General features: G+C 44.7%; 18 protein-coding genes. 8 read left to right on the plus strand and 10 right to left on the minus strand.

What is annotated here, in order from left to right:
- The first annotated feature begins 25 nt into the window (after positions 1-25).
- Positions 26-472 (plus strand): transcription elongation factor, encoded by a 447-nt coding sequence (locus LZG72_RS09215; protein WP_233870627.1) that lies wholly within the window; start codon positions 26-28, stop codon positions 470-472.
- Here LZG72_RS09215 and LZG72_RS09220 read toward each other — a convergent pair.
- Positions 469-1,182 (minus strand): YebC/PmpR family DNA-binding transcriptional regulator, encoded by a 714-nt coding sequence (locus LZG72_RS09220; protein ID WP_233870629.1) that lies wholly within the window; start codon positions 1,180-1,182, stop codon positions 469-471. The two genes, LZG72_RS09215 and LZG72_RS09220, sit on opposite strands and share 4 nt — an antisense overlap.
- Before the next feature lie 122 nt (positions 1,183-1,304).
- Between LZG72_RS09220 and LZG72_RS09225 the strand changes: the two genes are divergently transcribed.
- Together LZG72_RS09225 and metF are read left to right on the plus strand one after the other, a co-directional pair.
- Positions 1,305-1,766, plus strand: a complete 462-nt coding sequence (locus LZG72_RS09225) for a GNAT family N-acetyltransferase (RefSeq protein WP_233870632.1) — start codon at positions 1,305-1,307, stop codon at positions 1,764-1,766.
- A 494-nt stretch (positions 1,767-2,260) separates the two neighbouring features.
- A complete protein-coding gene (gene metF / locus LZG72_RS09230) occupies positions 2,261-3,217 on the plus strand; it encodes a methylenetetrahydrofolate reductase [NAD(P)H] (RefSeq protein ID WP_233870635.1) in 957 nt (318 codons plus the stop codon).
- Here metF and LZG72_RS09235 read toward each other — a convergent pair.
- Positions 3,214-3,537, minus strand: a complete 324-nt coding sequence (locus LZG72_RS09235) for a YbjQ family protein (RefSeq protein ID WP_233870638.1) — start codon at positions 3,535-3,537, stop codon at positions 3,214-3,216. The two genes, metF and LZG72_RS09235, sit on opposite strands and share 4 nt — an antisense overlap.
- Positions 3,538-3,714: 177 nt before the next feature.
- Between LZG72_RS09235 and LZG72_RS09240 the strand changes: the two genes are divergently transcribed.
- Both LZG72_RS09240 and LZG72_RS09245 read left to right on the plus strand, forming a co-directional pair.
- Complete coding sequence (locus LZG72_RS09240; RefSeq protein ID WP_233870640.1) at positions 3,715-4,287, plus strand: nitroreductase; 573 nt, start codon at positions 3,715-3,717, stop codon at positions 4,285-4,287.
- 1 nt (position 4,288) lies between these two features.
- Positions 4,289-5,266 (plus strand): ABC transporter ATP-binding protein, encoded by a 978-nt coding sequence (locus LZG72_RS09245; protein ID WP_233870643.1) that lies wholly within the window; start codon positions 4,289-4,291, stop codon positions 5,264-5,266.
- A gap of 4 nt (positions 5,267-5,270) precedes the next feature.
- Here LZG72_RS09245 and LZG72_RS09250 read toward each other — a convergent pair whose 3' ends face one another.
- From LZG72_RS09250 to LZG72_RS09270, 5 genes are all read right to left on the minus strand, one after another.
- Entirely contained in the window at positions 5,271-7,841 is a 2,571-nt protein-coding gene (locus tag LZG72_RS09250) for a DUF5686 and carboxypeptidase-like regulatory domain-containing protein (RefSeq protein ID WP_233870646.1), read from the minus strand.
- The gene (locus tag LZG72_RS09255) at positions 7,838-8,431 is read right to left on the minus strand and encodes an ElyC/SanA/YdcF family protein (protein ID WP_310590553.1); all 594 of its coding nucleotides are present in this window, start codon (positions 8,429-8,431) and stop codon (positions 7,838-7,840) included. The genes LZG72_RS09250 and LZG72_RS09255 overlap by 4 nt, the downstream gene beginning before the upstream one ends.
- Before the next feature lie 179 nt (positions 8,432-8,610).
- A complete protein-coding gene (locus LZG72_RS09260) occupies positions 8,611-11,373 on the minus strand; it encodes a DNA gyrase/topoisomerase IV subunit A (protein WP_233870651.1) in 2,763 nt (920 codons plus the stop codon).
- Positions 11,374-11,535: 162 nt separating this feature from the next.
- Entirely contained in the window at positions 11,536-12,189 is a 654-nt protein-coding gene (locus LZG72_RS09265; RefSeq protein ID WP_233870654.1) for a CoA pyrophosphatase, read from the minus strand.
- Between the two features lie 101 nt (positions 12,190-12,290).
- A complete protein-coding gene (locus LZG72_RS09270; RefSeq protein WP_233870657.1) occupies positions 12,291-13,868 on the minus strand; it encodes an NAD(P)/FAD-dependent oxidoreductase in 1,578 nt (525 codons plus the stop codon).
- Between the two features lie 119 nt (positions 13,869-13,987).
- Between LZG72_RS09270 and LZG72_RS09275 the strand changes: the two genes are divergently transcribed.
- From LZG72_RS09275 to LZG72_RS09285, 3 genes are read left to right on the plus strand one after another with little or no spacing between them, the layout of a single operon-like run.
- Complete coding sequence (locus LZG72_RS09275) at positions 13,988-14,911, plus strand: sugar phosphate isomerase/epimerase (RefSeq protein ID WP_233870660.1); 924 nt, start codon at positions 13,988-13,990, stop codon at positions 14,909-14,911.
- A gap of 11 nt (positions 14,912-14,922) precedes the next feature.
- A complete protein-coding gene (locus LZG72_RS09280; protein WP_233870662.1) occupies positions 14,923-15,180 on the plus strand; it encodes a type II toxin-antitoxin system HicA family toxin in 258 nt (85 codons plus the stop codon).
- A complete protein-coding gene (locus tag LZG72_RS09285) occupies positions 15,173-15,385 on the plus strand; it encodes a type II toxin-antitoxin system HicB family antitoxin (RefSeq protein ID WP_233870665.1) in 213 nt (70 codons plus the stop codon). Before LZG72_RS09280 ends, LZG72_RS09285 begins: the two co-directional genes overlap by 8 nt.
- Here the strand turns inward: LZG72_RS09285 and LZG72_RS09290 are convergent.
- The 3 genes from LZG72_RS09290 to LZG72_RS09300 all read right to left on the minus strand — a co-directional run bounded on the left by LZG72_RS09290 (position 15,371) and on the right by LZG72_RS09300 (position 18,750).
- Entirely contained in the window at positions 15,371-16,285 is a 915-nt protein-coding gene (locus LZG72_RS09290) for a sterol desaturase family protein (protein WP_233870668.1), read from the minus strand. The genes LZG72_RS09285 and LZG72_RS09290 overlap by 15 nt on opposite strands.
- Before the next feature lie 135 nt (positions 16,286-16,420).
- Positions 16,421-17,911, minus strand: a complete 1,491-nt coding sequence (locus tag LZG72_RS09295) for a helix-turn-helix domain-containing protein (RefSeq protein WP_233870671.1) — start codon at positions 17,909-17,911, stop codon at positions 16,421-16,423.
- 164 nt (positions 17,912-18,075) lie between these two features.
- Positions 18,076-18,750: a porin family protein gene (locus LZG72_RS09300; RefSeq protein ID WP_233870674.1), complete on the minus strand. Its 675-nt coding sequence runs from the start codon at positions 18,748-18,750 to the stop codon at positions 18,076-18,078.
- Between the last annotated feature and the right edge of the window lie 202 nt (positions 18,751-18,952).

The raw sequence follows: 18,952 nt of genomic DNA on the forward strand, positions 1-18,952 counted from the left end.
TTTGGTAACCCTTATTTTTTGGTTTATGGATAAAAATGAAGTGGTAACCCATTTGAAAGCATTGCTCGACGATCGCATGCAGGTTGCGTGGTCGGCAATGGAAGCAGCTCAGGAATCGGCAAATGATCAGGGTAAAAGTTCGATGGGGGATAAATACGAGACTTCGAGATCGATGGGCCAGCTCGACCGGAATATGCACGCACGACAATATGAGCAGATCAGACAGGAAAGGTTGGTTTTGGAAAGGATCAGTATAAATGAAGTGTCGGCGCGCAGTTCCATCGGATCATTGCTGGAAACGACAGCCGGGTGGTTTTTTATCGCCGTCAGCCTGGGAGCTGTCAAAATAAAAGATGAGACCGTGTTGGCAGTCTCATCCTCATCCCCGGTGGGAGCATCTTTATTGGGAAAAGAAGTCGGCAGCAAATTCGAGTTTATGAAGAAACAACACGAAATCCTGCGTCTGACTTAGCCCATATTGTGAAATACGCGCTGGACATCGTCGTCATCCTCGATCTTTTCGATCAGTTTTTCAACTTCTGCAGCTTCTTCTTCGGTAAGAGTTTTAGTGTCATTCGGAATGCGTTCAAAATCCGCCTCCACAATTTCATACCCATTCTCTTCCAGGTAATGCTGCAGATTTCCGAATGCTGAAAATTCACCGTAAATATTGATCAGGTCTGTTTCTTCGTCCAGAAAAACTTCCTCACCGCCCACATCTATCAGTTCAAATTCAAGCTCTTCGAGATCCTTCGCGTTATTTTTGACCTTAAAAATGCATTTCCGGTCGAAAATGAAATCGAGCATCCCCATGGTACCGAGACTACCGCCTAACTTATTGAAATAGCTTCTCACATTGGCCACCGTGCGTGTCGGATTGTCGGTGGTACTTTCCACCAGGATCGCAACACCGTGTGGGCCGTATCCCTCATACACCATTTCTTTATAATCTTCCTGATCCTTCGACGTAGCTCGTTTAATAGCCCGCTCGATGGTGTCTTTTGGCATATTTGCGGCTCTTGCATTCTGAAGAAGCACCCGCAAACGGGCGTTGGTGCTGGGATCAGCGGTTCCGCTTTTTACTGCCAGTACAATGTCTTTCCCGATCCGGGTAAATGTTTTGGCCATTTTATCCCAGCGCTTAAACATTCTGGCCTTTCTATATTCGTAAGCCCTGCCCATACTTATTCTAGATTATTGTTAAGATTGTAAAGTTGATATCTTGCTGTTTGGGTATTGTGCAGCAAATTTATAAAAGACGGTCTAATTCAGGTAAAATAAATTCTCTCAACAATATTGGTCAAATGGAATTGAAACTTGACTGGCATTTTAAAACCTTCGGCGAATTGACGACCGAGGAACTCTATCAGATTCTGCGGCTGAGGAGTGAAGTTTTTGTGGTTGAACAAAGATGTTGCTTTGGCGATATGGATAACAAGGATCAGAAATCGCATCACCTTTCAGGTTATCTCAATGGACGCCTTGTGGCCTTTTCAAGGATTGTTCCGCCCGGCGTATCGTACGAATACCCATCGATCGGGCGTATTGTCGTGGCTGCCGAAGGACGCGGCAAAGGTTTGGGTGTGGAGTTGCTTCATGTATCCATTGAAAAGCTGGAAATGTTATATGGTAAAACCATCATACGGATTGGAGCGCAGCGATATCTTAAAAGATTTTACGAGTCGTTCCACTTCATTCAGTCCAGCGAGATATATCTCGAAGACAATATTGAACACATTGAAATGACCCGGTCGGGTTCAATTTAGCGTTCTGCCCTAGGTGAATGTGCGACTTGACATGCATATCAAAATATTCAAAACCATTCTATGAATGGTGGGGCGGCGATTTGGGGAATGAATTCCCACAACTGCTGATTTAAGAAACATGGGTCAATTGCCTGAATTTTAACAATGATTGGTGTTTAATGAATTATAAGGTGTTTTTACTGGATGAAATAATGATTATGGTAGAATTTTCTCTACAAACAGTAGTAAAACTTTGGTTAAGTATTTGTCCCTTTCAATTTGTTTAATAATTTGGCACAGAATTTTAGTTATTAGTATTCAGTCAAGCAAATTGTTGCCTGGGACTGACGCCCTGTCAGAAACCCAATAACATTTTTGACGAACACTGATAGAGGAGGGTTTACGTGGAATGGCCTACTGTAATGCGGTAGGCCATTTTTTTGTTTCCATCTAATTGGTTCAGTGGACTAAATCGTGTTCATTTGCATTCTCTTCGAACACACCATAGTTCTTACATGACCAAAGTTACCGAGTTTATACGCCAGGCAGAAGGCAAGACCTTATTCTCCATAGAGATTATCCCCCCACTTAAAGGTCAGAATATCAATGAGCTACTAAAATCGATCGAACCTTTAATGGAGTTTAAGCCACCGTTTGTGGATGTAACGTATCACCGGGAAGAACTTATTGACAGAATTGGCGCCGATGGAATGATTGAGCGTATACCCATTCGTAAAAGACCGGGAACAGTCGGGATCTGTGCAAGGTTAATGGAAAGATTTCATGTGGATGCAGTTCCGCATGTGATTTGCGGAGGTTTTACAAAGGATGAAACTGAAGATGTTTTAATCGATCTGCATTATCTAGGCATTGATAATGTACTGGTACTCCGTGGCGACCCTGAAAAATCGGCGGGAGTTTTTAAACCTAAAAATGGCGGCCATACTTATGCTTCGGAACTGGTAACACAAGTTTCCAATATGAACAAAGGTGTATTCCTGAACGCGGAGACCGAAATGTACCCGACTAATTTCTGCATCGGAGTGGCTGGTTATCCTGAAAAGCATTTCGACGCGACAGATTTCAACACAGATTATGAATACTTGCGCCGCAAAGTGGAATTGGGGGCAAATTACATTGTTACCCAAATGTTTTTCGACAATGAAAAGTATTTTCGTTTTGTGGAAAGATGCCGCGCGGAAGGAATTACAGTGCCAATTATCCCGGGACTGAAACCACTGTCTACCCGAAAACAACTCACCGTTTTAGCGCAGATCTTTCATCTCGAATTTCCAGCCGATCTTGTGAAAGAAGTGGAAAAATGTGCTTCCGATAAAGACGTACGTCAGGTAGGGGTGGAGTGGGGTGTGCAGCAATGTAAGGAACTGATCGCATACGGCGTCCCGGTTCTGCATTTTTATACAATGGGGAAGTCGGATAACGTTGCGCAGATTGCGAGCCAGGTATTCTAACGAACAACCTCGTGACAAACTGCGGTACCGTTGGCACTTACCATAAGCATCGAGCCGCCAATGGTTTCCAGGTCGATATCGACACCAATTACTGCATTAGCCCCCAAACGTTGCGCCTGGTCCATCATTTCGCGGATTGCGATCGACTTCGCCTCGCGTAGCGCCTGCTCGTAGGCACCGGACCTCCCACCAACCACATCCCGGATTCCCGAAAGAAAGTCTTTGACGATATTGGCACCGATGATGGCCTCTCCATTGACCAGTCCAATGTACTTGGTGATTTTTGTACCCTCAATGTTAGGTGTAGTAGTAACAAGCATAATGTCGGATTTGGATGGTGTAAATTTCGGTGATGAATTTATTTTATTTGAAAAAGCCAGCCTTAAAATAATTGTTTAGCGGCAAAGAAGCCCAAAATCCCGGTGAATTTTCCTTGTGACAATGGGATCAATAATCGTTAGTTTTGTTTTTTTACAAATTCACGATAAAAATTCAGAATGGAACAATCAGTTGAAGTAATTAACCATATTATTCGAAACAGACGCAGTATTTTCCCCCCAAGTTATATCGATAAGGAAATTCCAAACGAAATTATATCCAATATCCTCGAAAACGCCAATTACGCTCCGACACATAAGCTCACAGAACCCTGGCGTTTCATTGTTTTCAGAGGCGAAAGTCTTAAACACCTGGCCGGTTTCTTTTCCGAGCGGTACCGTACGCAAACCGCGCCAGAGTCATTTTCCCAGGCACGTTACGATGCAGCCGGAGAAAAAGTGCTCAAATCAAACTGTGTGATCATTATTAACGCAGAATTACATCCGGAGAAGCTTCCTGAATGGGAGGAAACGGCTTCAGTGGCCTGCGCAGTACAGAACATGTGGCTTACCGCAACGGCCTATGGAATCGGGTCGTATTGGAGCAGCCCGGGTGTTTTGAAAGAACTGGGGGCTTTTCTCGACCTGCCTGAAAATCAAAAATGTCTCGGTTTGTTCTTCATGAGCTATCACGATGCGCCCGAAGCTCCGGCCCGCCGCACCAGCATTCAAGAAAAAGTTACCTGGGCCTGAGATGAACAAAAAGAACGTTACCCTCCGCACCGGATCTGTATCCAAAACCTATGGTGCCAATCCGGTGCTAAGCAATATAGATCTGCAGTTAAATGCAGGTGAATGGCTGGGTATACTGGGAGAAAGTGGTTCTGGGAAAAGTACGTTGCTGCGCATTCTGGGGCGATTTGTCGATGCGGATGAAGGTAATGTTTTTTTTAAAGAAGAGATATTGAAGCCGGTTAGCGGCGAATTGATTCCTGGTCATGAGTCTATCCGGCTCATTCACCAGGAATTCGAGCTTTTTCCAAATCAGACCGTCGAGGAAAATATCGCGTATTCACTGCGATTTTACGATGCAGATTACAAACGTGAAAAGGTTGCCGAGTTGCTTTCGACTGCTGGATTGGAATATGTTAAAAATCAGAAGGCCAAGTTGTTATCAGGAGGTGAAAAGCAAAGAACGGCCATCGCAAAAGCATTAGCAGAGCAGCCCGACGTACTGCTTCTCGATGAACCTTTTGCGCATCTTGATAATCATAACCGGAGAGTTTTGGGGGACGCCATTGAAGCATTGCGGAAACAGCAGAAAATGAGCTGCATTTTTGTAACTCACGAATCGGCTGATGCACTGGCCTGGTCCGACCGCATCGCGATTCTTCGGAATGGACACATTATCCAGATCGGAATCCCGCAGGAAGTTTATAATCAGCCCATTAACAGCTATGTTGCAGAACTGACCGGTGATATCAACTGGGTCGAAAGGGGTAAGGATAAAAAAGCCTGCTTCATCAGACCTGAAAAAATAAAACCCACCAAGCATCCTGAAAAAAGTAAATGGCAGGGTCAGGTGGAAGCAATCCGGTTTCATGGAAATCATTGGGAGATACGTTGTGCAAACGGTAAAGAGCAACTGTCCTTTTACCGCAACAAGCTCGATTTGGAGATTGGGCAGCAGGTTTTCCTGACCTACGCTGCGAAGGATCTTCGAAGCATTTAACCCATTAAAGACTAAACCAGAAGGAAATCTTCACCGCAAACGGCGTCACATTGGGATTATTGAGGTAAGTCAGCCTGTGCACAAAGTCAATTCTGCCGGCTTTGAAAATATTATCAATCCCATAACCTACTTCCAGATATGGTCTGTCTTTCAGCCTGCTGAACGTTTGGATTTCGCTGCCTGTTTCGTCTGTCGTTTTTGTCAATGCCAGATTTGCCTCACTGACACTTCCATAAAACATTTTACCGGTCGCCAGCATTCTCAATTTGAGTTTGCGGATAGCAGGGATCCGGTTGAGAAGAAAACCTTCGAAGTTATGCTCCATTCTCAACGCAATGTACCTGTCGCTGATGAACTCAAAATACCGCATCAGATTGAAAGCATTATCCACATAAAAGAGCGATTCATTTCCAAGTGGCGTGTATAACAAAGGGTAGGGAAGGGTCGAAGGAATGTAGCCAAATGTCACATTGTAGTAAGTCCGGCCGATAACACCTGTACGGAAACTTTGCTTGACATTAAAAGATAACTTTTGATAATTGAAATCTCCGCCTAGTAAATGCTTGACTCCCAGCGTATAGCGAAAAGTAAAAGCCGGAGAGTTTCCATTACCCATACTAATGCGCTCATTATCGTTTTGCAAAAAAGTCTCTTTGTTTGCAAGCCTGGTTTCGAGATTGATTTCGGTGATATCAAATGAACTTTTGACAGGTGAATCGGCCCCGGCCGAAGGATTTGTGCGATAAGTAAACGGGAAAAGCGGAATGAAATTCCGGTGTCTGATCTGCACGCTGCCGGTTAAACCTTTCACCAGTTCCCGTTTAAAATACGCGGAAATGTCTTCCTGCCAGTAAGGTCGCCGAAATGCCCCAAATCTCGAAAATGCGCCAAAAAGGGTATTAGGCCCGATGGTTTCTGCGGAGACGCCAAGTCTTTCCAAATCCTTCGAGTAGGAAATGCCAGCCATTGTCCAGGGTTTGCGGTCGATGATATAATCCATTCCAGCCCCGTATTTAAATTCCCCATCTTTCGTACCATAGGCCCCGTAGCCGCTGAAAATCCATTTTCTGCTGAAACCCGGATCTGTTCGGAACCCAAGCCGTACCCGGTGCCCCTCGACTTTATTATTGGCATACAAAAAAAGGTACGGGCCGATATCAATGTTCCATTTGTCAATTTTCTTATATCCATTCACCAGGATGTTGAGGATCTCGGTGTAGGTTTTGACAACTGGCAAAACTTTCAGCGAATCAACCAATTGGAAGCTTAGCTGCTCTGTGGCACTTAATGCTTCCGGCCGACTTTTAGCCCAAAAAGTAGAATCAGAATCTTTGTAATTCTCTTTCAGTTCAATGGCCGAATCGTAAAACTTGGGGTCGCGGGGATTGTTAATCTTGTATTTCGAATTAGCCGAGTAAAATTTCAGCAGCATTCCAGCCGTTTGCTTCGTCGGTTCGTCTACATCGATGAGTACCCTGGTTTTCAATGGAATCCAGGTTTTTTCATCCGTAAACAGCTCGTAAGATTGCTGGATCTTGATCTTTTCGATGAAATTGAGATTCGCTTTTTTGCCAACATTCACATCCATTTGCGTCAACGCAAAGGTTTCGCCATCCACCCAAAACGAGCCTGTAAATGCAAGATCCTGTTCCTGCCGCGGCTCGAATTCAATGTGATAATCATAGCTTGAACCATTTGAAACACTGTCGGCCAGATAATATTCATAATACAATTTCCAGCTATCCGAGATCGGCGAGACGAAATCCTTTTCGAGGATATTCAGCCAGTTATTGTAAAAATTGTATTGCTGAAATGAAGAACCGATAAGCTGGGAAACAAGACTACCATCCGTAAGTCCCACGCCCGAAACCTTCGTTTTGTTGATGATCTCTTTTTTCTTTTTCGGGTTTTTACGATAATACACATCTGAGACCGATTCGGAAATGAAAATCGGGATAATGGTCTCTCCATTCTCGCCTTTCACCTCGTCGTACTTGTCGACAATGTGGGTCATTTTTTTGACCGATTTCCTGTTCCGGAATTTTTCGGAAAGGTTATCAATGTCAATCTGGATCTTGTTATAGCTCTGATATTCATAGGCTTCCAGATCATCCGCATTGTTCCGTTTCTTATTCGCGACGATTTTTCGAATGATAGCCCACGCCGGATTTTCCCCGGCAAATATCTTTACTTCTTTCAGCTGGGTTGTGCCCGGAGTAAGTTGAATATCAATCGTTTGCTCGGCAAGATTAGGGACAATTGCTTTCGCGCGGCTCTCGTAGCCGACGTAAGTAACCTGAATGGAGTCGGCCGGCGGTGTGAAAGTAAGCTGGTAAAAGCCGTCAAAGTTGGTGTTGGTTCCTGAAACAGTGGCCTTGATCCCAATGTTCGCGAACGGAATGGGATCACCTGTGGAGGCATCCGTTACCTTTCCTTTTATGATGTATGAAGTCTGGGCGAAAGAAGAAACGCTGGTTATTAATGCAACTAAAAGTAAATATAATGTGATCGATTTTGAGCGTGATCCTGGAACCGATGTCGCTGACGTAAATTTCCTTCCATTCCCTTTTTTCATTTTTTCTTAATCTCATTATTGGAAGTCACGTCGGCAGGCGGGCGAAGGATGTGAACATCCAGTACCGCTTTGGGCCGGGCAAGATATTCTCTGATCAAAGTCCGAAGGGAGTATCCGTCAGGGACATCTTGTGCGGCAAATGATATTGCTTCAATATCCTCATTATGTGCTATATATAGTGCGCGTGCATTGTGAAAGTTCTGCGAGATAATCGTAAAATTCGTCTGATTGAAAACCTCCTTGCATCGGATGATCGAATCGAATGTCCTGAAACCGGCGTAATCCAGTGTCATCACATTTTCAGGGATTCCAAGGTTCAACAATGCGCGCTGCATGTCCAGCGGTTCATTATAATACTGGGAATCGTTGTTCCCACTTAATATAATGTACTTGATCTTCCCTTCTTTAAAAAGCCTTGCCGTGGCTTCCATGCGGTACTTAAAAAAAAGATTTTCTTTCCCTTTTTCAGATTTGCGGCTCGTGCCTAACACCAGCGCAACGTCATTCGACGGTAAGCTTTCGATTGAAAAGTAGTTATACTGGCGGGTACAATATACGACCCAAAGGTTGCAGAGCAGGATGAAAACCATGCAGACAAAAAGCAACGCCAATATGATTTTGATCAACTTTTTCAATTCTGTACTCCGGTTTTCCTGCTATAACTTTTCGTTTTAGTTCATATTTCCGTTCTGCGTACTTCATAGCTTTTGTTTCCGGACTGTACGCAGAATGCAGTGCCTTCTGTTGCTCGTTTTTTAAATAAAAATCCCTACTCAAACAATCCTAACTGACTTTTCGAAGAATCGGGCCCCTTTTTATTATCCTTTTTTTGTTTGGAAGATGCTTTTTCTTCGCCGTCTTCTTCATCAGGTTCCTCATTCATATTTTCTTCCGGTGTTGCCTCAGTTAAGATAACAGTATTTTCCGTCAAAGTGTCCGCGGAAGTTTCTTCCGAATGGTCAGTTACCGTTTCGGTTTCTACGCCGGTCTCGTTTTCGTCACTGGTTGGCTCAGGTAATTCTTCCACAGGATCGGGAACGGGTGCGAGCCAGCGCACATCTTTAAACTTATCATTCGGAAGCTTATTACCCATAGCCCGCCAGCCCCGGATGTCTACCATTTCTTCAATGATATACTCGATGCTCGTTTGCTCTTTTTGCGCTGTTTTTGGGTAAACAATTTCGAGGCGCGGACGTTTGTCTGTGCTGGCAAGCAGCAGCTTACTGTTTTTTACATCGCTTATAAACAAGAATTTCTTGTCCAGAGAAGATGTCTCGATATTAAAACGTTTAATGAAATGCTGTTTCTGTCCATTGTCAAAATACAATGCGGTAAGAACAAGTGTCGGGTCAAACTTCCTGACCAGCAACACTTCATTCGATTCATAATGATTGGTAAGATCAAAATTCGTGAGTTCGTAGCTACCCTCTTTGTAGATCACCAGAATGCTGTCGGACGGACCGAAATTGCCGAGATACTCTCCTCGCTCGTCGCGGTTCAATCGCCCGATGATCGGGTCGAACCACATATCCACACCTCCGAGCGTGGACCGTCCGGCTTGTTTCATCGTAATTTTCCGGACCGGATATTTGGTCAGGATATTGCCCATTGCACTCCGGTTTTTAATCAGCAGATCCGCAAAATTGAAATCGAACTGCTTCACCTTGGCTTTGCTTTGGGCGGTTAGGTTTACGGTAATGATTTCCGCCTCCCCATTTTCATTTGGGGTAAAATAGGTGATTTTAGATTTCGGGGTTCCCTGGGTCAGATCATATTCGCGGTCGCGGGTGACTGCGGTGATCTGGCATCTTTTAATGTAGGATACTCCTGTTTTCCCGTCGAGATAAACCAGGTTATAGACTTTACGTTCATCGTTTTTGAGGAAAACGGCACAATGGATAATGTCTTTTCCTACGAAAACTTTTTCCTGCACTTTGGTTACCAGGCATTTACCGTCGGCTTTGAAAACAATAATGTCATCGATGTCGGAACAATCCATCACGAATTCATCTTTTTTCAAACCATAACCAATAAATCCTTCCGCACGGTTTACGTATAATTTCTGATTGTTGGCAGCTACGATATTTGCCGATATCTGGTTGAATGCGCGGATCTCAGTTCTGCGGCTTCGTCCTTTTCCGTATTTCTTTAGAAGATCTTTATAATAATCAATCGCGAAGCGGGTGATGTTGGCAAGATTATCTTCCGTTTCGGTCAATTCATCCTGCCATTTGCGCATCTGCTCGTCGGCTTTGAAACCGTCGTATTTCGAGATACGTTTGATCCTGATCTCAGTCAGTTCGACAATATCATCATCTGTGATTTCTCGGTAAAACAGGGATTTATATGGTTCCAGGCCTTTATCAATCGTGCGGATCACGGCTTCAAACGTTTCGCATTCCTCGATGTCGCGGTAAATGCGGTTTTCGATGAAGATCTTTTCAAGAGATCCGTAAAGGATTTTTTCAAGTAATGCCAGCCTTTTTATTTCCAGTTCACGTTGGAGTAAATGAACTGTTTGCTGGGTATTGTATTTTAAAATATCTGTAACACCCACAAAGTGAGGCTTGTCGGCGATAATGATACACGCATTGGGCGAAATGGATACTTCACATTCCGTGAATGCATACAAGGCATCCATGGTAATATCCGGCGAAACGCCCGGCGCGAGGTGCACCTGGATCTCCACTTCCGCAGCCGTATTATCAACAACTTTTTTGATCTTGATCTTTCCACCATCGTTGGCTTTGATAATGGAATCGATCAGTGAAGTGGTGGTGGTGCCAAACGGAATGTCGCGGATCACCAGCATTTTCTTATCCTCTTCCTCAATCCTGGCACGAACCCGTACCTTTCCGCCACGATGCCCGTCATTATAATTGGAAACATCGACTTGGCCGCCAGTGAGGAAGTCCGGGAAGATGGTGATGTCTTTTCCCTGCAAAATACTGATGGAGGCTTCGATCAGCTCGCAGAAGTTATGGGGAAGGATTTTAGTGGACAAGCCAACAGCAATCCCCTCCACGCCCAATGAAAGCAATAATGGGAATTTGACCGGCAATGTTACCGGCTCGCGTTTACGGCCGTCATACGATAGCTGCCATTCGGTGGTATCGTCATTGAAAACAATTTCTTTGGCGAAACGGGATAACCTTACTTCAATATAACGCGCGGCAGCGGCACTGTCACCGGTGCGGATGTCGCCCCAGTTTCCCTGGGTATCAAACAAAAGTTCTTTTTGACCAACATTAACAATGGCATCGTAAATGGAGGCATCCCCGTGCGGGTGATACTGCATCGACGAACCGACGACGTTTGCCACCTTATTGAAACGCCCGTCATCCATTTCATTCAATGCGTGCATAATCCGCCGCTGAACGGGTTTCAAGCCGTCTTCAACTGCGGGAACAGCACGTTCCAGAATTACATAAGAAGCATAATCGAGAAACCAGTTTTCATATAAGCCCGATATGGGCAGTTTATCATGCAATCCGCTATCTTCTACGTCAGGCGTAGCTCCGTTTTCGTCCATAAATGAAGGAGGAACCAGGTTTTAAATACTCAGTAAAATTATGGCATCCATCTCGCCGGGTTTCGCGGAAGAACTGATCCGTTCCGAAGAGCGGAAAAGGGCGAAAACGACCGGAAGATGTGTTTGATTTACCTGCTAATATAGCAATTAAAGCGATAAAATTTAGTTTTCCGGTTCAGCTCCCGGGGCATTCAGTACAGTCAGAAGCTCACTGATCATCATCGCCGTGGCGCCCCAGATTTTGTACCCCTGTACCATATAGTGTGGCGCATGTACCTGTTCGCCACGCACTTGTATGTCGCTCGATCCGATGATATCCGAGTCGGAAATATCTTCCAGTTTGATCTCGAAAATTTCTTCTACCTCGCGGGGATCGGGATAATAGTCGGGTCGGTAGGGCATGGCGGCGATGACCGGCAAAACATAAAAATTACTTGCGGGAATAAACAGTTCGGTGAGGCATCCGAGGATCTTCACGTCATTAAGCCGCAATCCGATTTCTTCCTGTGCTTCCCGCAATGCGGTTTGGACAAGGTCTTTATCGGTGAGTTCGTATCGACCCCCCGGAAACGCTACCTGACCCGAATGCACGCCGTCGTAGGCGGGGCGAAGGATCAGGGGAAAATAGATTTCGTTTTTGTGTGGATAAAATAAAATGAGGATCGCGCTTTTACGGGTCCTCGCATTTGGTTTGAAAGTAAGGCGCAGCCGGGAAGAAGCTTGCATAACCTGGTGCGCCGACTCGCCAGGAAGCGGGAATGTGAGTTTTTTAGTCAGTTGTTCTGTAAATGTTGAGAAGAATTCTAGTGTGGCCATACAAGGCATGAATTAAGATCAGTTGAGTTTTGGTGGACTGCCGCATTTAATCCAAGTTACACAAATATAACAATTACCATTTCTATTGCTGAGTTATTGCATCAGGCTGGTGCATACAACTTTGCCAGTTGCTCCGCGCATCTTTCGCCATCCATCGCGGCGGACATGATGCCTCCCGCATACCCTGCGCCTTCCCCGCACGGAAACAGGCCTTTAACCTCCGGATGTTCACAGCTTTCACGTTCTCTTGGAATGCGGACGGGGGAGGAAGTGCGGCTCTCTACACCGATCAATTGCGCGTCGGCGGATAAGTATCCTTTCATTTTTTTACCAAAATCCGAAAGTGCTTCTTTTAATGGATAGGCAATGTTTTCCGGCAGAACTTCATATAAATCAACGGCATGCAAACCCGGCTGATAAGATGTATCCCGCAACTGCGCAGACATTTTACCTTTCACAAAATCAGTGGCGAGCTGGGCCGGAGCAGTTTGAGTGGATCCGGCCAGCCGGCACGCTGCCTGCTCCATTTCCTGCTGATAATGCAAGCCCGCGAGCGGTCCGAACTCTTTATATGCTTCCAGATCAGCCTCTTCCACAGACACGACAATGCCCGAATTCGCATACGGTGAATCCCGGCGAGAAGGTGACATTCCATTCACGACCACTTCCCCCGAAGCTGTCGCTGCCGGAACAATAAAGCCGCCCGGGCACATGCAAAACGAAAAAACACCCCGCTGAATGCCTTTGTAACGGGTTTGGGTAACAAGACTGTACGATGCTGCCGGCAGATATGGGCCACGGTCCGTTTCGCAGTGATACTGGATTTTGTCGATCGTATTTTGCGGATGCTCAATGCGTACACCCATCGCAAATGACTTCCTCTCGATCCGGATATTTTTTGCAAAAAGCATTTCGTAAATATCCCGCGCCGAATGTCCGGTGGCGAGGATTACGCCAATGCCAATATGTTCTTTACCATCATGGGTAACAACTCCTTTGATCATATTCTGATTAATAATGAGGTCTATTACTTTGGTATCGAAATGGATTTCGCCCCCTGCCTTCAAAATACTCTCACGCATTTGAGAGACGACAACCGGTAGTTTATTGGTGCCGATATGCGGGTGGGCGTCGATCAGGATCTGTTCGCTTGCGCCGTGGTTCACGAAGATTTCCAGTACGCGCCGGATATCGCCCCGTTTGTTTGAACGGGTATAAAGCTTGCCATCTGAATAAGTTCCCGCGCCACCTTCGCCAAAACAGTAATTGGATTCCGGATTTACTTCATGATCCTTATTAATAGCCGCGAGATCACGACGTCTCGCCCGCACATCTTTGCCTCTTTCGAAGATCACAGGTTTGATACCCAGCTCAATAAGCCGGAGTGCGGCGAACATCCCAGCCGGGCCGCAGCCTATAATGATCGCCTGCGGATGGTTTTGTACCTGACCATATTTGAACTGGTAGCTGATCAGTGATGCAGGAATTTCACGCACATACACTTCGACCTGTACATTTACCTTGATCTGCCGGCTCCGGGCATCAATCGATTGTCGTGTTTTGCGGATAAAGACGTCGTCAACGTCGCGCAAACGGAGTTTTTTAATGATATGCTGACGAAATTGTTCGTCGTCCAGCGCCACTTCCGGCGCGAGGGTAAGTTGAAGCGTATGTTGCATTGGAAAGGGATTTATCCTTTAATGCTGCAAAGTTAAGGAGAGTTTCCATTCAATGAGGGTAACATTCCGGGGACTTTCACTTTGATAGGAAGTTACCGGATCCCTATCTGACTTGTAATATGGCATTGAACAGACGAAAATTTCTCAGCACATTAGCAGTTTCAAGCGGGGTCGCTTTTCTGCCGGAATCAGAATTTGCGCCAGCGCATTTGACCCAATATCCGGTTTCCTGCAATCAATATTCGTGGATTACTTTTTACGCCAGGGAAGGCCGGGAATGGGGAGCGGATTTGGATGTTTCGCTTGGTGAGTTTGCTTCAACAGGCATTAAAGCATATGAACCTGCATTCAACAATGCGGCCGAGGTGACTAAACTGCTTCCTTATCTGAAAAAATATAAGCTGGTAATGCCATCGGTTTATGTGAATAGTACATTACATCATGCAGAGGAAAGTGCTAAATCCATTAAATCTGTTTTGGAAATCGCCGACGCATTAAAACCGGCTGATACAAAAATTATCGTCACCAATCCTAACCCGATCAAATGGGGTAGCGACCAGAATAAGTCGGACGATGAACTTGCCGAACAAGCTAAAAACCTGGACAAGCTTGGGGCCGAGCTGAAAAAGAAAGGCATTACCCTCGCATACCACACGCATGATGTGGAGTTGCGGGCCGCTGCACGGGAATTTCATCACATGCTGCTGGCTACAAAACCTGAAAATGTGTCGCTTTGTCTGGATGTGCATTGGGTTTACCGCGGCTCGGGGAATTCACAGGTCGCTTTATTTGACATCGTGAAGTTGTATGGCAAACGCATTGTCGAGCTGCATATCAGACAATCGAAAGGTGGTATCTGGCAGGAAACATTTTCTGAAGGAGATATCGATTATATAAGGTTGGCCAAATCACTCAACGAGCTCAATGTGAAGCCACATCTGGTTTTAGAGCAATGCCTTGAAAAAACGTCACCGAAAACAATAAATGCCGTTCAAGCACACATTATCGACATGAAATATGTCTCTAGTGTATTTGGTGTTTAACTGGAGCGTTAATGGGTAAATTAGAAAAGCTGATTACAAAGCTTTTGTCAGGATCGGCTGACAATAATTTCCGATTTGAAGATTTAAGATCGGTGTTGTTATCACTTGGTTTTACAGAAAAAACAACAGCTGGCAGCCATCGAATTTTTTATATGGCAAATGTTTTGGAAATTGTAAATATCCAACCCGATGGAAACAAAGCAAAGCCATATCAGGTTAAACAAGTGAGATCGATTATTTTGAAATATAGTCTTGTCAGTTATGAATAGTAAGTACGAAATAATTATGTATTGGAGCGAGGATGATAATCGGTTTATCGTCGAAGTTCCCGAATTGCCGGGTTGTGTAGCCGATGGATCTACCAGAGGCGAAGCTTTGGCAAATGCGCAAATCGTGATCGATCAGTGGATTGAGACGGCGAAAGAATTAGGAAGAGAGATTCCGCGGGCAAAAGGCAAATTAGCGTACGCCTGATTCCACTTCCTTTTGCAAATCCTTACTTGTCTTTCGCGATCCATCCGGCGACCAGCCGGGTGCTTTGAAAAGGTATTTCAATTTCGTTTTGAAGTCAGTTGGCTGACGAAAATCCTTTCCGATCTCTTTCCATTCGTGAAAAACCGTGTTTGCCAGCGTTTCGGACACAACCGATTTTGTTAAGCCATATCTGGGTGGTACAGCAGGTAGTTCTTCCTGAAAAGTCCCGAAAACACGGTCCCAGACAATCAAACACATCCCCATATTTTTATCCAGGTACTGCACATTGCTGGCGTGGTGAACGCGGTGGTGCGACGGTGTAACAAAAATGTATTCAAGCCAGCCCAGCTTGTTCACATATTCGGTGTGGACGATGATGCCGTAAATCTGTGTAAGTGAATACATGACGATGATATCAGCCGGATCGAAGCCGATCAGCGCCAATGGAATAAAATAGATAAAACGGTACAAAGGCTGAAAAACAGAAGAACGGAACCCGGTAGTTAAATTGAAATGCTCCGACGAATGGTGCGTCACATGAACCGCCCAGAAAAGCCGGCAATGGTGATCCACATAATGCAAAGTATAAAAAGCAAGGTCTTCGAGCAGGAAAAGCAAAGCCCAATATACATATGGGTTTTGTATAGGAGATACCAACGCAAAATTGTAAAACCAGATCAAAACCCCCACGTAAACAGCCCTGAAAAGCAGATCCACACCGCCATTTATGAGCATTAACAATGCGTTGGTAAGACTGTCTTTGAAAGAATAGGAACGGCGGATAGAATGCTCCGGATGCGGTTGACGATAAGTCAGGAATATTTCCAGGACAATGAGAATTACATAAAACGGGGTGGATAGTTTTAGTAAAAGATCCTCAAAGTCATAGGTGCCAGGCATAATCGTATCTACAAATAAGGTGTAAATATAGTTGGGTGTATAATCATAAAATTTGACAGCTTAAATTCTAAGAATTTTTTAATCTGCGAATTTCTCTTGTCAACATACAGACAGTTATACCCAGTAAAACCCCTATCAATGAATGATCCTTCTCAATGCTTTTCTCAGTTCTTCATTCTTGTGCCTTTTCTGAAGAATAATGGGCGCAGCAATGCGTTCCCGGCAATCGAACAGCGAGCAACGCTCACACGTCTGGTTCACATCTCTTGAATGCAGATTCGGATCGTCCAGAAATGCCAGTTTTTCTTTGGTCGCATCGTCGAGGTAAATGCCCATGGATACACTTACATTTAGATTGGGCGTGGGGGACATTTGTTGCGCGAAACTGATCACGAGGTACTGGTCCTGGGTATCGATATAGGTTGATTTCTGTGCTTTACAGAGAATGCCGGGTTGTCCTTTTTGCTGAATAACCTCAGCCAGATCATTTAAAATGGTGAGCGCGACCCACCTTCTGCAATAATGTTCGTCTTTCACAGTATGCGGATAATGCTTTCTGGAAATGTGCATTTCCTTCGTCATATCAAATACATTTTGCCCCACGAAGTTATTGAACCTCGAAAAAAAGATTTGGTTGATCCCAAAATAGCGTGGAAGTACATTACTCAGCCGGTAGCAAAACGATTCGGGTGTAGTGTTGAAATCGTGAATCAGTTGGATCAGCTTTTCCGGTTGCCAGGTTTTTTGTGCAAAAAACTCTGTAATGGCTGGAACGAGCAAACTTCTTTTAATAATGATCGCACTGGCGAAATACGATGCTTTGAAATTGTTCAGAAGTTGCTCAAACGATTCTGCTTCCACCAATGCAGTGGTATGCAGCCTGTTTTTGAGGTTTAAATACAGGTAACCGATTTCTCTGCCATAAACAAATGCACGCTGCACGGAAGATAAATGCGTGTTGATCAGTAACCGGTTTCCCAAAGGGTTCGTGATGGTCAGCGATCTTACAGTAGAAAACTCGGGGTTAACCCGCTCGTTGATCGGGTCGATCGTGTAATTGAATTTGGTTTTAAGTATTTCAGCCAGATAAGTTTCGTCAAGTAACCGCCCGGCCTCCACATGGCTTTCTTCCAAAAATCGCTCCGCTTCCAGCTCAATGTCCTCGAAATAATTATCATGCATTTCCTGATAAGTCCGCAGGGCTGAAAAATAGAATTTCTCAATGGACATATTATAATTTCGCGCAATCTCGATCAGTGTCCCTACAAACGCGCTGATCTTCATCGGGGCATCCGAAAGTATTTCTAATAAATTGGCGGGATCTATTCCGAAAAGCTCTAATGGAAGTTCTGTAAGTACATTTGAGCTGAGCAGATCTGAGATCGGTTCGAGTCGCTTGCTTAGTTTGAGCGATACCAGCGTATCGTAATCGACATCCATCGCGCGGGACAATGCGAGGATCTTGTCGGATTTGGGATATTTTTTCCCTTTTTCAATTTCGTTGATATAAGAAATCGAAAGCCCCGACTTCTGGGAAAGCTCACTGAGAGACATCCCTTTGTCAAGCCGGAGTTGTTTAAGCTTTAATCCGAATACCAGTCTTACGTTATCTGTATTTATCGCCACTTTGCTGAATGAATGAAGCCCGGAAAGGGTAGGGTTTACCTTACGGGAAATTAGTCAAAGAAACACAAAAGTAGAAATCGCCGCCGGGAAGCCCGAAACTACGAAAATAAAAAACGGAATCTGTCGATTGACAAACTCCGTTTCTCACTGCCAGGCTGAATTTCTTAAAGAATCGAGAATCCTAAAGTTGCCTGGAACAGATTACCTTTTTTACCAAACTGTGATGCTGTGGTCGCATTGTTGAAATTGACATCAACCAGTTCCGTGAAATTTCCTTCATAGCGAACGTCCAGCGCCAGCCTTCCGAAATCAAACCCAACTCCTGCCTGATAACCATAGGCAATGCGGTTTTTGAATTCCGCACCGGAATTGCTGCCTGTGATTACGTCAAATGAATCGCCCAGTTTGCCATTGCTGGTCAATCGGTAAGAAGCCATCGGTCCTACGTTAATCCTGAAAAACTTGGCAACCCGCACACCAAACAACACGGGCACATCGAAGTTGGAAAAACGAACGTCTACTTTTCCGTCAGAATTCTGGACACCGTCCTCATACACATTAAACCTGCCTCCTTTTTGAGAAAGAAGAAGTTCAGGCTGGATGTAAAAAGTTTTACCAAACCTGAAAAATACACCGCCTACAAAACCCAGAGAACGGTTGTCGTTGTCTTTGAAACTGAAGGCGGACTGGGTCGAATTTAGCGATAAATCGTTGCTGCCGTTAATATTGGACAAGTTTGCACCCGCTTTTATACCAAACCGAAAAGCCGGGTCATATTGAGCTGATGCCGAGTAGCTCACAATCATCATCGCACACAGCGCAATCATAATGTTTTTCATAGTAATCGTTGTTTTAATTGTATTGATGAATTACTAAAATTATTTAAAAACCCATGCCCCGGGTTCCTGACCGGTTTGCATGGTAAATTGGGTATGCAATTCTACAAACAGCCGATCCCGACGGATTATGTACAGGTTATATGAGACTAAATGACCTGATTAATATCAAAAAGGCTATTTTTGCGCTCCCGTTTTGCAATTG

Source organism: Dyadobacter sp. CY323, assembly GCF_021390245.1.
In the GTDB taxonomy this organism is placed as follows: domain Bacteria; phylum Bacteroidota; class Bacteroidia; order Cytophagales; family Spirosomataceae; genus Dyadobacter.

Coding starts and splice junctions, on each gene's coding strand:
- LZG72_RS09215 (WP_233870627.1), top strand. CDS start 26: ATGGATAAAAATGAAGTGGTAACCCATTTGAAAGCATTGCTCGACGAT.
- LZG72_RS09220 (WP_233870629.1), bottom strand. CDS start 1,182: ATGGGCAGGGCTTACGAATATAGAAAGGCCAGAATGTTTAAGCGCTGG.
- LZG72_RS09225 (WP_233870632.1), top strand. CDS start 1,305: ATGGAATTGAAACTTGACTGGCATTTTAAAACCTTCGGCGAATTGACG.
- metF (WP_233870635.1), top strand. CDS start 2,261: ATGACCAAAGTTACCGAGTTTATACGCCAGGCAGAAGGCAAGACCTTA.
- LZG72_RS09235 (WP_233870638.1), bottom strand. CDS start 3,537: ATGCTTGTTACTACTACACCTAACATTGAGGGTACAAAAATCACCAAG.
- LZG72_RS09240 (WP_233870640.1), top strand. CDS start 3,715: ATGGAACAATCAGTTGAAGTAATTAACCATATTATTCGAAACAGACGC.
- LZG72_RS09245 (WP_233870643.1), top strand. CDS start 4,289: ATGAACAAAAAGAACGTTACCCTCCGCACCGGATCTGTATCCAAAACC.
- LZG72_RS09250 (WP_233870646.1), bottom strand. CDS start 7,841: ATGAAAAAAGGGAATGGAAGGAAATTTACGTCAGCGACATCGGTTCCA.
- LZG72_RS09255 (WP_310590553.1), bottom strand. CDS start 8,431: ATGGTTTTCATCCTGCTCTGCAACCTTTGGGTCGTATATTGTACCCGC.
- LZG72_RS09260 (WP_233870651.1), bottom strand. CDS start 11,373: ATGGACGAAAACGGAGCTACGCCTGACGTAGAAGATAGCGGATTGCAT.
- LZG72_RS09265 (WP_233870654.1), bottom strand. CDS start 12,189: ATGGCCACACTAGAATTCTTCTCAACATTTACAGAACAACTGACTAAA.
- LZG72_RS09270 (WP_233870657.1), bottom strand. CDS start 13,868: ATGCAACATACGCTTCAACTTACCCTCGCGCCGGAAGTGGCGCTGGAC.
- LZG72_RS09275 (WP_233870660.1), top strand. CDS start 13,988: ATGGCATTGAACAGACGAAAATTTCTCAGCACATTAGCAGTTTCAAGC.
- LZG72_RS09280 (WP_233870662.1), top strand. CDS start 14,923: ATGGGTAAATTAGAAAAGCTGATTACAAAGCTTTTGTCAGGATCGGCT.
- LZG72_RS09285 (WP_233870665.1), top strand. CDS start 15,173: ATGAATAGTAAGTACGAAATAATTATGTATTGGAGCGAGGATGATAAT.
- LZG72_RS09290 (WP_233870668.1), bottom strand. CDS start 16,285: ATGCCTGGCACCTATGACTTTGAGGATCTTTTACTAAAACTATCCACC.
- LZG72_RS09300 (WP_233870674.1), bottom strand. CDS start 18,750: ATGAAAAACATTATGATTGCGCTGTGTGCGATGATGATTGTGAGCTAC.